The organism is Clostridium tertium, assembly GCF_902652255.1.
GTDB lineage: Bacteria > Bacillota > Clostridia > Clostridiales > Clostridiaceae > Clostridium > Clostridium tertium_A.
The window spans coordinates 1-13,893 of record NZ_CACRTO010000027.1; the positions used below are offsets into that span (position 1 = coordinate 1).

Here is a 13,893-nt window from a genome sequence, read left to right on the forward strand (position 1 = left end):
ACCTTTATTTAACCTGCAAAAATCAATTTTATTGCAGGCTTGTTTGTCATGCAATAAAATATTCAAACTTATATAATTTTCAAAGAGCGAGCAATTCTATGAAAAATCAAGCTATTTTTTCATATCAGCTTAACAGATTCTACATAAAAATTACTAAAAAATTATTTTATTTAATTATAATGCAATTGTTTAATATTTTATATAAAAAAAGAATTTAATACATAGTACAAACTGTCCAATCATACGCAATAGATTTAGAACAGAGAATAATATGAATTAAATTCTTCTCATATAAATTTACTATTTAGCTTTTTTCTGCATTTTTTATTATCTCTTGATTCTTTATCATTAATCTCTCATAATAAATCTTAATAGTTGCAGCAGTAGGTGAAGCTAAAAGCATTCCTATTGCTCCAAAGAATCCTCCCCCTATTATAACAGCTACTATAATAATTAAAGGTCTAACCCCGACTTTGTTTCCTATCAGTTTTGGATCCAAATACCATCCATCAAATAATTGAAGAGATAATAATACTAAAAATACTATTAATCCTTTTGTTGGAGATACAAAAACATTAAATAAGAATCCTACTATCTCTCCTATGAAAGGTCCAAAATATGGAATCATATTAGTTATACCAACTACTATAGCTAGTAAAAAGGCATATTCTGATTTAACTATAGTAAGTAATATTAATGCCATAAACCCTATAATAGTAGAATCTATTGCCTTTATTCCTATATATGCTCCTATCATATTATGGTAGATCCGTATTCCTTCTATTACCTTAACTGCTCTTTTTTCTTTAAGTATTAAGAATGTAAGTTTCTTACTTTCTCTTATTATTCTATCCTTATCAACTAACACATAAATTGATATAAGTAATCCTAAGAACACCCTTACTACTTTACCAGAAATTGTTACAGCATAAGATATACCACCTTCTAATATGCTTACAGATATTAAACCAACTTGAGCTATTAAATCATTTATATTAGCCATTATCCCTGTTGAATTAATAATCTCTTGAATTTCCTTATTCTTTAATATGCTATTTATCCATTCTTGAGCTTCTTTTATATAAGAAGGTATGTTACTTGTTAAATCTATAAGACTATTAACCATATTTGGAAGAAGGAAAATAGATCCAATTAATAGAACTACCGTTAAAAGCATATAGGCACTTAGTATTGCTATACTTTCTTTTATTTTAAACTTTACCTTTATAAATTTAACTAATGGATTTAATATATAGGCTATTATAAAACCATAAACAACCGGTAATAATAATGACCATAACTTATTAACTATATTAAAGAAATATTGATAATTCTCTATTATTTTATATCCTATCAATCCTATTAATAGTGTTGAAATTATTACCAAAAGTATATCCCTATATTTCAATTTATTAAAAATAATATCTACTCCCCTTTATAATAAAAATTATTATAATTAATATATCATAATTTCTAATTTAAAATATATTATTTATTATAGTTTCTATAAAAGTATTTATTATAGAAACTATAATTTTACTCTCCTACTATAAAAGTGATAAAAAATAAAATTAAGCCTACAGCCAATAATATTAGCTGTAAGCTATAATTTATATTACATCTTTTCTACAACTTCTATTCCAAGTAAAGCTAATGAATTCTCAATAACTTGACATGTAGCTTTAACTAAGTTTATTCTAGCCACTTTTAATTCTTCATCCTCTAAATTTAATACAGAATGAGCATTATAGAATTTATTGAATAGCTTAGCTACTTCTATAGCATATCTTGTTACTATAGACGGCTCCAACTTTTCAGTTGCTAAATGTATTTGCTTTTTAAAGCCTTCTAATGATTTAATAAGTTCAAATTCTTCTTTAGTATCTAACTTAGAATAATCAGCTTCTCCACTAACCTCTCCAGCTCTTGCTAAGATACTATTTGCTCTAGCATAAGAATATTGTACATATGGACCTGTTTCACCTTCAAATGAAAGCATTTCCTTCCAATCAAATACTATATCCTTTTCTCTTGAATTCTTTAAATAAGTAAATACAATAGCACCTACACCTATTTTTTTAGCTACTTCTTCCTTATTTTCTAGATTAGGATTTTTCTCATTTATTACCTCTAAAGTTTTATCTACAGACTCTCTTATTAAATCATCTAGTAATATAACCTCTCCTTTTCTAGTTGATAGCTTTCTATCTGCAAATTTAACTAATCCAAAGCCAACGTGAACACAATCCTTTGCCCATTCATGTCCAGCAAGTTCTAATACTTTAAATACTTGTTTAAAATGTAATGCTTGAGGTGTACCTACAACATAAATACTCTTATAGAAATCATAAGTCTTCTTTCTATACATAGCAGCTGCTAAATCTCTAGTAGCATATATAGATGCTCCATCACCTTTTAGAACTATACAAGGAGGCATATTATACTCGTCTAACATAACTACTTGAGCGCCATTACTTTCAACTAAAAGATTTTTTTCTTTTAACTCATTAACAACTACATCCATCTTATCGTTATAGAATGCTTCACCTGCATATGAGTCAAACTCTACATTAAATACATCATATATTCTTGCAAACTCTTTTAAACTTAAATCTCTGAATCTCTTCCATAGAGCCTCAACTTCTTTATCTCCATCTTCTAAAGCCTTAAAATAAGCTCTTCCCTCATCTTCTAATGATGGATCCTTATCAGCTTCATCATGGAACTTAACATATATTCTTAAAAGCTCATCTATAGCATTTTCTTCTAATGCTTCTTCATTTCCCCATCTCTTATAAGCTGATATAAGTTTACCGAATTGAGTTCCCCAATCACCTAAGTGATTAATTCCTTCAACATTATAACCTTCTTTTTTAAATAACTTATATAATGAGTTTCCTATAGCAGTAGTAAATAAATGTCCTACATGGAAAGGCTTTGCTATATTAGGTGATGAATATTCAACACAAACTGTTTTTCCTTCACCAATATTAGATGATCCATATTCCTTGCCTTCATTTAATATCTTAATAATTGTATTTTTAGTAAAGTCACTTTTATCAACAAAGAAGTTAACATAAGGTCCTACATTTATTATCTTTTCAAATCCTTCATCGCTTATCTTTTCTTTTAGCTCTTCTGATATCATATTAGGAGCTTTTCTAAAAGCTTTAGCTAATTGGAAACATGGAAATGCAAAATCACCCATTTCGCTCTTAGGTGGAATCTCAATTAACTTTTCTATATTTTCAACATCCATATCAACATGCTTTTTAATAGCTTCAGCAACTTTCTTCTTATAATCCATTTTTATCCTCCTTAAATTTTCATATAAATAAAAAACCGTCTCTTAAACTAATAAGAGACGGATAATTCCGCGGTACCACTCTGATTGCATATAAAATGCCACTCAATGCTTTAACGCAGCAAACGAACTATCCTACTTTAATTTCAGTAGCTATCTCTGAGGCTCTTTTCCACATATTCTATCTTATAAGGCTTCCACCATCCCCTACTCGCTTAAAGAATCAAATATAGTACTCTTCTCTTCATAGATATTATCATTATTATTCTTTTATAATATCAACATTATACATAAACAAAAGATTTATTGTCAACCTAAAATCTATCACTCTTACTATACTTTATAAATTAAAATGATATAATAGTTAATAATAAATATTTTTCATAATTTTTACTTAAGGAGTTAATATGAATAGGATTGGAATAGTTGATATTGGTCCAAGTTCTCTTAGACTTATGTTGACTGAGGTTGATGAAAATGGTTATTTCAAAATTATTGATGAACTAAAGACTTCTATTAGATTAGGACATGATTTAGTAAATGAGTATTGTATATCTGATGAAAACTTTAAAACTATAATCTCTACCTTAAGAGCTTATAAATCGTTATGTACAGTTTCTGGAGCTAGTAAAATTTTTGCAGTTGCTACTGAATCATTAAGAGATGCTAAAAATAAGGAACATTTACTTAATCTAATTAGAGATGAGCTTAATATATATATAAGAGTATTATCTTGTGATGAAGAAATATATTATAATTTTCTTGGAATAAAAAAAAAGTATCACAGTAACTAATTCACTTATGGTTGAAGTAGCTGGAACTGATACTCATATAGCTTGGGTAAAAGGTGATGACATTATAAAAAGTATAACATTACCTATAGGAAGTGTTAACTTTACTTATGATTTTAATCTAGATGATAGAATTCTTCCCCAAGATTTAACTGTAGCATTAGAATTTATTGATGAATTACTAGATGAAGTTGATTGGCTTAAGGAAACTAAATTCGATTCAATTATAGGTATTGCTTCAACTATTAGAAGTGTTGGTAAAATAGATAGAGTTAGAAAAAGATATCCATTCGATATTCCTCATAACTATGAACTTTCTGATTTAGATGTTCAAGAAATATTTAATTTGTTAAAATGTAAGGATTATAAACAAAGACAAAAGCTAGAAGGTATTGAACCAGAACTAGCTGATATTATTGTTGGTGGTACTGCTATATTTAAAAAAATAGCAAATCTTGTTCATTGTAGTAAAATAATTATTTCTAGTAGAGGCTTAAGAGAAGGATTAATGTATGAATACTTAGAAAAAACTTACTCTATCCCTAATGATATATTAGATTATAGTTTAAACGGCATATTAAACACCTTAAATAGCGATATAAATCATGCTAAAAATGTTTTTAATATTACATTAAACTTATTCAACGCTTTAAAACCTCTTCATCATTTAGGAGATGAATTTTATAATATCATAAAAACATCTACTATGTTACATGACTCAGGAATAAGTATAAACTATTATAACCACCATAAACATTCATTTTATGTAATACTAAATTCTTATATAAATGGACTAACCCACAAGGAATTTATAATGAGTGCTGCAATAGCTGCATCTCATAGATTTAATAGATATCAAACTCCTATATCACCTTTTTCTTCTATAATAAACCAATTAGATTTAAAAAATGTTAATCGTATTGGTGTTTTAGTTAAAATAGCTGAGGGTTTAGATAGAAGTTTAGTAGGAGCTGTTAAAAATCTAGAAGTATCTTTTGACGATGAAAATGTTAATATTAAGGTATCTTCAGATATTGATGTAGACTTTGAAATCCGTCAAGCATTAAGAGCTAGTGATAAATTCAAAGAAGTCTATGGTAAAACCCTAGTAATAAGAGCTGTATAATATTTAATGGAATATTTTTAAACATAATTAAAGCTGTATTATCTTAATTAATTAAGATAATACAGCTTTTTTCTTTAACTAAATATTAGTTAGATAAATATTCCTACTATTAAATATGATAATTTAATAAATAAATCAAATATTAAGTCAGATGGTACCCTTAAAATATATTGTCCTAGAAGTACTACTCCTAATAATATAAAAATTTGATAATCATATAGCTTACCAGCATATTTATAGAAATTCTTTGGACTAACTGCTTTAAATATTTCAAACCCAGCAAGTCCTGGCATAGGTATCAAATTAAATATAAATAAATTAATATTTATAAGACATATTGAACTAAGTATTAAAGTTACTATTTTAAAACTCGATATTGGAGCAATAATATGACCAAAATTCACCCATATTGTAAGTATAAAAGTAAATATGAATGCAGTTATTAAATTTGCTATTGGTCCTGCCAATGCTACCTTTATAGAATCCTTATATCCCCTCTTATACGCACTTGGATTAGTCTCTACAGGTTTAGTCCAACCGAATCCACATACTAAAATAAGAAGAAATCCTATCGGATCAATGTGAGCTGCTGGATTCAAGGTTAATCTTCCTTGAAATCTAGGTGTTTTATCACCCAATCTATCTGCAACTAATGCTTTTCCATATCCTTGAACTATAAAAGCTATTAGTACTGCAGGTACTGATAATAACATATTTTGAATAAAATCAACAAAATCTATCATAATTCTCCTTTAACAATTTAAAAATTCTTACAAAAATTTTATATCATTATTGTATTATCTATATTAAAAAATTATATAGATAATTTATTTAATATCTAAAATTAAATTTATAAATTAGAGGCTGTCTTATGGCAGCCTCTAATAATATTACTTTAATATTAAACTATTAATTTGGCTTTTGTGTTTCTTGAGTACTAGCTGGTGGTTTTTGTGTTTCTTCATTATTTGTTGGTGGTTTTTGTGTTTCTTCATTATTCGTTGGAGGTTTTTGCGTTCCTTCATTATTTGTTGGAGGTTTTTGCGTTTCATTTCCACCTGTTGTACCACCAGTTGTTCCGCCATTATTTCCGCCCGTACTTCCGCCAGTTGTTCCACCATTATTGCCACCAGTGGATCCGCCAGTTGTTCCCCCAGAATTATTATTTTCCTTTTTAGGAGGTGTTGGAACTGTAGTTTCATCAGAATTTCTATCATCATGCTCTTCTGGAGTTACATTATAAATAGAATTATATCTTGCTTCTTCACTCTCATATCTTGCCTTAGCATTAGCTAATGATATTAAATCAAACTCCTCTGGATTTGGTGTTATGTTGTTAAAGATAAAATCATGCATAATCTGTGAATGTTGCTCTAAATCAATAAGTAGGCACCATCCCTTATCCTTATAATAATAATCTCTAGCAATTAATTCAGCTTGAGGAACTTGTAACTGTTCAAATTCAAGGGTTGGAAGCTTATATATTGTATAAGCTAAATTTAGCGCTTCAGGAATATCAATATTAGTCTTAACTTGCTTTGCTAATGCATTTGCAATAGATACATATCTTATTGGATTAACTTCTTTAAGCTTAGTTGCTACTTCAAGTAAAACATGTCTTTGTCTTTCTCCTCTTTCAAAGTTACCATTACCAACATATCTAATTCTTGCATAAGATAAAGCCTGTTGACCGTTTAAAGTTTGTAATCCTGGTTCAGTTATCGGAGGTGAGTTTACTCCTGTTGCTTCTCCAATATATTTATTAATTTCATCTATTTCATAATCTTTAATATCTGCTTCAATTCCACCAATTTCATCTATTATAGCTTCAAATCCCCAGAAATTAACTATAATATACTTATCTAAATGTAATCCGAAATTATTTTCAATTGTTTCCATTAATAAAGATGCTCCACCTTCAGCACCTCTCATTTTACCATTTTCATCTTCGTCAATAGATCCATAGGCAAAAGCAGCATTTATCTTATCTTCTCCATACTCTGGAATATCTACTACCGTATCTCTCATAATTGAAGTTAACTTAACTTTTTTATTGTTATTATCTAGTGTAGCAATTATTATGGAATCTGATCTAGCTGGTTCATCCAATGTTCTACCATCAGTTCCAATTAAAAGAACGTTAGTAATTCCATCTACTTCATCATATGTAACTTCCTTTGTTGGATTAGGTTTACTTTCAACATATATTTGGCCTCTTATATGATAATAATATCCAATTCCAATTGCTACTAATACTAGTAACGCCCCCAAAATTGAGAATAATATTACTTTTTTCTTTTTATTTTTTCTTTTCTTCTTTATATTTCGCATTCTAACGTTATCATTTTCATTCATCTATATTCCTCCCTTTACCTTCCTATTATATAATTAATCCAAACTTTTTAATAGCATTATCTATTATATTATATAAAATTAGTTTGACATTTATATTACAAAATAATAACAATTTGAATAAAAAACTAATATTTCTTTATTTTTTATCAAAAAAAGTTTAAGAACTTAATTTAATGTCAATAATCATAGCAAGGAGTGATAAAAATGGATGGTTTAGAAAACAAAGATACAAAAAATAGAAGTTTAAATAAAAAGCAAAAAGCTTCACTATTAGTTTCATTTGTTACACTACTTGCTATAACTTTTTGTGCTAGCTATTATATTACAAATTATATAACTAATCCTAACAATAAAAGTAAAGATGTAGAAGCTGAAAATGAAACCGTATATTCAGAAAATAATTATTTAAGTGATAATACATTTGTGTCCTTAAATACTAATGATAATGTAGATATGATTGATACATTACTTAAATTAAAAGAAAAATTAGGTTTTAAAGATAAATTAACTTTAGAAGAACTTTCTAGTGAACTTCTGAAAAAAGGATATGAACTATACGAAAAAAGTGAGGATAAGCTAGTTTATACTAGAACAGAAGAAAGTTCAGAGAACACTTTAGAAGCAAATAAATATTACTTAGGTGAAGAAAATGGATATATTTCTATTTTTAAAACTGATGATAGTGGAAATATAATTGAATCTGAAAAAAAAGTTTATTCTGATTCAAAACCTTTATCAAATCTACCTGAAACAGATCAAAACTATATTAAAGAAAATAAATTTTCTTTTGATAATAAGGATGATGCTCTTCAGAAATTAAGTGAAATGATATCATAAATAATAAAATGCTTCGCATTTTATTAATGAAAGAGTGAAAAAAATTAAAGAATGAAAGAATTCTTATATAGAAGTATTTAGATATTTTTATATAGATATCTTTATAGTTTAAGAGGTTTTACTATGTAAAACCTCTTAAACTCATTTTTTCGTTTTTTAGATACTTAATATAATATTTAAATTCTACTAAAAATATCATCTTATAAAGTTAAATGAATACGGGAATAATTAAAATATACTTTAACTTTAGGAGGACAAAAATATGAATTTAATTCCCTTTAATACATATTTATTAGTTATGCCAAATGGCGATGCTTTAGGCTTTAATGATTTAGAATTACCTAAGGCTTATGTAAATAGATATTACGAAGAAAAAATTAAAGAATATTCACAAAAAGATGACTATAGTGACTTTAGTGACTTAGTAGGTCAAGTAAGAAACAATATTTGTCAGCATATAGGTGTAGACGAAGGTAGATGTACTTTATACTATTTAAATGATTTTGTAGAAAACTTAAGAGAAAATCTAGTTTTTGATGATGAAAAAGAAGAAATTATTAGAAAGCTTTATGACAAAGATATAAATTTAAATATTTATGATTATTCTATAGATAATATTCTAAACGACACAGAAGTAATAGAAATAATAGAACCCTATGGGGAAGTATAATATTTTAATATAATAAGCTCTTCTATATCGCAAATTTAGACATTACTTTAAGGTATAATAATATATTAATATAAATAACTTTTAACATTTATTAAATAATAATTAAGATTAAGAATTTAGTTATAATTTTTTTCTAATTTTTATTTACATATTAGAGTTAAGCTATTAATATATATTTATTGCCCTAAAAATTAATTTTTATATTTGGAGGTTTGTTTATAATGAATATTAGTATTATTGATATGCCTCTGTTCTACGGATGTGATAATCCAGGCGTGGAACAAGGCCCAAAAGTTTTAAGAGAAAACAACCTTCTAGATATCTTTAATAAAAGCCATAATGTCTGTGATATGGGCGAAGTTCATGTAAAAAATGTTTCTTCAAATGATAAATACGCAGCTAACGCAAAAATGAAGTATTTAGATGAAGTTGTGAGATCAAATATTGGACTAGCTGATAAAGTTTATGAGGCTTTAGAAAACTCATCTTTACCATTAGTTATAGGCGGAGATCATTCTCTTGCCATTGGAAGTATTGCTGGTTCCAGTAAATTCTTCGAGAAAGATCTTGCAGTAGTTTGGGTTGATGCTCATGGTGATATTAATACCCTTGAGACTTCACCGTCAGGAAACATTCATGGCATGCCTTTGGCTAGTTCAATGGGGATTGGACATGAAATTTTAACTAGCATTTATTCTTCTAGTCAAAAGGTTAAACCGGAAAATGTATTTTTATTAGGTTGCAGAGATTTAGATTTAGGAGAACTTGAAATAATCAAGGAACATAATTTAAATATTTGGACCATGAAAGATATAAAAGAAAAGGGCATTAATAAAGTCCTTAAAGAATTATTAGAAGCTATTAATAAGAATAATATAAAAAATATACATTTTAGTTTTGATATTGATAGCTTAGATCCCAAATATGTACCTGGTACTGGTACTCCTGTAGAGGATGGATTATCTTATGCAGAAGGAAAGGAAGTTATAGAAACTATTTTAAACACTTCTCTAGTTAAATCAATGGATTTTGTTGAATTTAATCCAGTACTTGATAAAGACAAAAAAACACTTGAGACTTGTATTGAGTTATTAAAGGTAATTTCAAATAATCTTTAAGTAAAACTTTTATAACCTCTATTTCTGTTTAATTTATTGTATGATATTATATAATATGTAAACTATATAAGGAGGATATTATGAAATTACTATTTTTTGATACAGAAACTACTAGTATTAAGCCAGGCAATATATGTCAGCTTAGTTATATAATAATAGATGCCTCAACTAAGCCACAAAAGACTACAGGGAAGAATTTTTTCTTTACAGTTGATAGCATGGATGAGGGTGCAGAAGCAATTCATGGTTTTTCATTAGAAAAACTATATGAACTTTCTGATGGAAGAGAGTTCTTAGAATTTGTTCATGAATTTATGCCAGACTTTTTTGATGCAGATTTTATTATTGGTCATAATGTACAATTTGATATAAAGTTTTTAAAACACGAAATACAACAACTTTGGGAAGCTGGCCTTGTAGATACAACTTGGGAACCTAAAAACACATTTTGTACTATGGGTTATTATAAACCTATTTGTCATATACTTAATCCATCAGGAACAGTTAAAAATCCAAAACTTTCAGAAGTTATTGATTATCTTCAAATATCTGAAGATGAAATTGCTAAAAAAGCAAATGAACTATTTGAAGGTAGTGGAAACTACCATGATGCAAGATTTGACACAGCAGCTACTTATTTGACTGTTATTCATGGTATGAAAAAAGGATTAATTCCAGCTGGTTACTTTAGTAAGTTGTTAAAAAACTAAATGGAGGTTATATAACCTCCATTTTTATTTTAAAAATTATCTTTAATATTCACTAAAATACTTTTCTTTTAACCTTTTACACTCTTCTTTGTCCATAGCTGGAACACCTTCAAGTCTATATTTAAGTTTTAATGATTCATATTTGTTCACACCTAATAGGTGATATGGTAAAAGTTCAACCTTTTCTACGTTATCTAAAGTATCAACAAATTCCTTAAGCTTTTTCATATATCCTTCACTATCAGTTTTTCCTGGAACTACTACTTGTCTTATCCAAACTTTTGTATTTGAATCCTTTAAATCTTCTAAAAACTTATTAGTTTCATCTATTTTAAGGCCTGTCATATCTAAATATCCATCTTCAGTAAGATGCTTTACATCATATAGTACTAAGTCTGTATATTTTAATATTTCTGAGTAATCTCCAAAACCAACACCTGAAGTATCTATACAAGTATGAATACCTTCTTTTTTGCATTCTTTTAATAGCTCTAATAGAAATTCTGGTTGTCTTAAAGGATCTCCTCCTGAAAAAGTTACACCTCCACCAGAAGTTTTGAAATAACTCTTAAATCTTTTAATTTTATTAAGCAATTCTTCAACTGTATATTCTTCTCCACCTTTATCACTCCAAGTATCTGGGTTATGGCAGTAAAGACATCTAAGCTTACATCCTTGAAAAAAAACTACTACTCTTATTCCTGGTCCATCTACTAGACCCATTGTTTCAACCGAATGAATTCTACCCTTTAGCATATGTTATTCTCCTCTGTAAATAATAAGTGAAACTTTTATCACCTTTAATATTATAATTATTTTATTATTTTATTACAATATATCACTATTAGAAATAGTATCCTATTTCTTTAGCAACTTCTTTTGAAATATCATCCCCTGCTACTTTCTTAATTATACACAAGCAAAGTTCTATATGACCTATTAAATTTGAAGAAATCATTATTTTGCCATTATCTACAAAAGACTTATCTGTTTCATTAGTATTTTCTATCTTCCATTTTGATCTCGGCACCATAATACCTTCTATATTGTTTAAATTTCTAAATAATTGTAATCCATTAGAAAAAGATGCAATATAATCACATTCCTTATATACCTTATTAATATATAATATAACTTTAGAATTATCTAAAACTCTATTCACACCTTTTCCTCCTGGAATAATTATAATATTAGGCGTGATTTTATTAACTTCATCATTATTTTCTATACTTTCTTCAGATAAGTAATGAATATTAAAATACTCTTCCTTTAATATATCATTAGCTTTACTAAATATTTTAAAAGGTAAGTTAGTTTCTATAATATCAGATTCATTGTAATCTAAAATAGATACTACCTTTTTATTATTTAAATTTCCTGATAAAAAATTCTTCTTCGTTAATTTAAGTGTCCAATGGTTTTTAGCACTATTAATATTCTCAAATCCAAGTTTCTTTAATAAAAACTTAGCTTCTTCAGTTTGAATTGTATCAATTATTGCTTGTCCTCCAAATTGTAGAAAATAATACTCTAACAATAATCTTAGTGCCTCTTCTCCATAACCATTTCTTCTATAATTATAATGTATTTTTAAATTAATCCTTGCCACCTTAGTAGCAGAATTATAGCCATGAAAACTTACCTCTCCAATAGGCTTGTTATCTAAAGTGTAAACAAGACAATAAAAATTTTTTCCATCAGTTGGGTGAACCATCTTCTTATAAAACATCTCCCACTTATCTCTGGAAAATGAATATACTTCCCCACTATCACCTACATTTTTCTTATCTCCCCAAAGTTCCTTAACATAAGCTAATTCATTAAACTCAGGCATTTTTATATATACACTTTTCCCATTCCTTCTATACAAGTTAATATTGCTCTCCATAATATCACCCACAGCTTTATATCTCAAATATTTAATTATATATTTAAATATCTCATAAATCATATTTATAATCAAGAAATTAACACAAACATTATATAAATATAGAAATTTATTATTTAATTAATAATACTAATTAATGTTTTACTTGCCTTTTTATTTAACTATAGAATTTATCTAAGTTCAAATATACTTCATTTTTTACCATAATTTTTCTCTATATTAAAAAATTTAGTATTACTAAACTTAAAGTGTTGTTTTATTAAACCAATTTTTAATATACCCCTCTCTAAGTTAATAACACCAATGATTACAAAGAATATTTTTTTCTATAAATTCTCAAAAAAATATTGATTTATTTGTAATTAGTATTTATAATAGACCTTGCTTGTTTAGTAATTTTAAACCTAATGTTTAGTATATATGTTTCTATTAATTATCTACAACATTTGTGTTTTGTAAAATTAAAAGTTGATAGTCTTATTTAAGCGTAAGATATTTATTACAACTTATATATTAAAATTTATAGATGGAGGTACATTATGGAAATCGGTGAGAAAATACGCAGATTACGCATAGAAAAGCAATTGACTCAAGAAGAGCTTGCAAATAGATGTGAATTATCTAAGGGTTTTATATCCCAAGTAGAAAATGATTTAACTTCTCCATCAATAGCAACATTAATTGATATTTTGGAAATTCTAGGAACTAACTTAACAGAGTTTTTTAGTGATGCTACTGAGGAAAAGGTTACTTTTACTTATGAAGATATGTTTGAAACTGAAAATGAAGAGTTAAAATATAAATTAATGTGGCTAATACCAAATGCACAAAAGAATGAAATGGAACCAATAATGATAACTTTAGAACCTCAAGGGCAATATGTGGAAGAAGAACCACATGAGGGTGAAGAATTTGGTTTTGTATTATCGGGAACTATAATATTACATTTAGGTAAAAAGAAATTTAAGGTGAAAAAAGGTGAAAGCTTTTATTTTAAGCCTAGATCTAATCACTATATATCTAATGCTGGTAAAACCCAAGCAAAAGTAATATGGATTAGTACTCCACCATCATTTTAATCTATAGAAAGAGGT

At 27.2% G+C, this 13,893-nt stretch carries 11 protein-coding genes, 1 pseudogene and 1 other annotated feature; of the genes and pseudogenes, 6 read left to right on the forward strand and 6 right to left on the reverse strand.

Features of this window, described 5'->3' with window-relative positions:
• Positions 1-304: 304 nt before the first annotated feature.
• Complete coding sequence (locus GPX08_RS11565) at positions 305-1,423, reverse strand: AI-2E family transporter (RefSeq protein WP_156626973.1); 1,119 nt, start codon at positions 1,421-1,423, stop codon at positions 305-307.
• A 192-nt stretch (positions 1,424-1,615) separates the two neighbouring features.
• Positions 1,616-3,307, reverse strand: a complete 1,692-nt coding sequence (locus GPX08_RS11570) for an arginine--tRNA ligase (RefSeq protein WP_156626974.1) — start codon at positions 3,305-3,307, stop codon at positions 1,616-1,618.
• Between the two features lie 50 nt (positions 3,308-3,357).
• Positions 3,358-3,561 (reverse strand) — a binding site (T-box leader).
• 150 nt (positions 3,562-3,711) lie between these two features.
• Between GPX08_RS11570 and GPX08_RS11575 the strand changes: the two are divergent.
• Positions 3,712-5,221: pseudogene (locus tag GPX08_RS11575) on the forward strand (Ppx/GppA family phosphatase).
• A gap of 89 nt (positions 5,222-5,310) precedes the next feature.
• Here GPX08_RS11575 and GPX08_RS11580 read toward each other — a convergent pair.
• Both GPX08_RS11580 and GPX08_RS11585 read right to left on the reverse strand, forming a co-directional pair.
• Positions 5,311-5,964, reverse strand: a complete 654-nt coding sequence (locus GPX08_RS11580; protein WP_156626975.1) for a site-2 protease family protein — start codon at positions 5,962-5,964, stop codon at positions 5,311-5,313.
• Positions 5,965-6,130: 166 nt separating this feature from the next.
• Complete coding sequence (locus GPX08_RS11585; RefSeq protein ID WP_156626976.1) at positions 6,131-7,576, reverse strand: transcriptional regulator; 1,446 nt, start codon at positions 7,574-7,576, stop codon at positions 6,131-6,133.
• Positions 7,577-7,780: 204 nt separating this feature from the next.
• Between GPX08_RS11585 and GPX08_RS11590 the strand changes: the two genes are divergently transcribed.
• The 4 genes from GPX08_RS11590 to GPX08_RS11605 all read left to right on the forward strand — a co-directional run bounded on the left by GPX08_RS11590 (position 7,781) and on the right by GPX08_RS11605 (position 10,911).
• Positions 7,781-8,413 carry a hypothetical protein gene (locus GPX08_RS11590; RefSeq protein WP_156626977.1) on the forward strand — a complete coding sequence of 211 codons (633 nt, stop codon included), beginning with the start codon at positions 7,781-7,783 and terminating at the stop codon, positions 8,411-8,413.
• A 262-nt stretch (positions 8,414-8,675) separates the two neighbouring features.
• Positions 8,676-9,083, forward strand: coding sequence for a hypothetical protein (locus GPX08_RS11595; RefSeq protein WP_156626978.1), 408 nt, complete (start codon positions 8,676-8,678; stop codon positions 9,081-9,083).
• Positions 9,084-9,304: 221 nt separating this feature from the next.
• On the forward strand, positions 9,305-10,201 hold the full coding sequence (gene rocF, locus GPX08_RS11600; protein WP_156626979.1) for an arginase: 897 nt from the start codon (positions 9,305-9,307) through the stop codon (positions 10,199-10,201).
• A gap of 80 nt (positions 10,202-10,281) precedes the next feature.
• The gene (locus GPX08_RS11605; RefSeq protein ID WP_156626980.1) at positions 10,282-10,911 is read left to right on the forward strand and encodes a 3'-5' exonuclease; all 630 of its coding nucleotides are present in this window, start codon (positions 10,282-10,284) and stop codon (positions 10,909-10,911) included.
• A 42-nt stretch (positions 10,912-10,953) separates the two neighbouring features.
• On the opposite strand, the gene pflA is transcribed toward GPX08_RS11605, so the two are convergent.
• Together pflA and GPX08_RS11615 are read right to left on the reverse strand one after the other, a co-directional pair.
• Positions 10,954-11,667, reverse strand: coding sequence for a pyruvate formate lyase-activating protein (pflA, locus tag GPX08_RS11610; protein ID WP_156626981.1), 714 nt, complete (start codon positions 11,665-11,667; stop codon positions 10,954-10,956).
• Between the two features lie 88 nt (positions 11,668-11,755).
• Positions 11,756-12,862: a GNAT family N-acetyltransferase gene (locus GPX08_RS11615; RefSeq protein ID WP_156626982.1), complete on the reverse strand. Its 1,107-nt coding sequence runs from the start codon at positions 12,860-12,862 to the stop codon at positions 11,756-11,758.
• Between the two features lie 476 nt (positions 12,863-13,338).
• On the opposite strand from GPX08_RS11615, the gene GPX08_RS11620 reads away from it, so the two are divergent.
• Positions 13,339-13,878, forward strand: coding sequence for a cupin domain-containing protein (locus GPX08_RS11620; RefSeq protein ID WP_156626983.1), 540 nt, complete (start codon positions 13,339-13,341; stop codon positions 13,876-13,878).
• Positions 13,879-13,893: the final 15 nt, after the last annotated feature.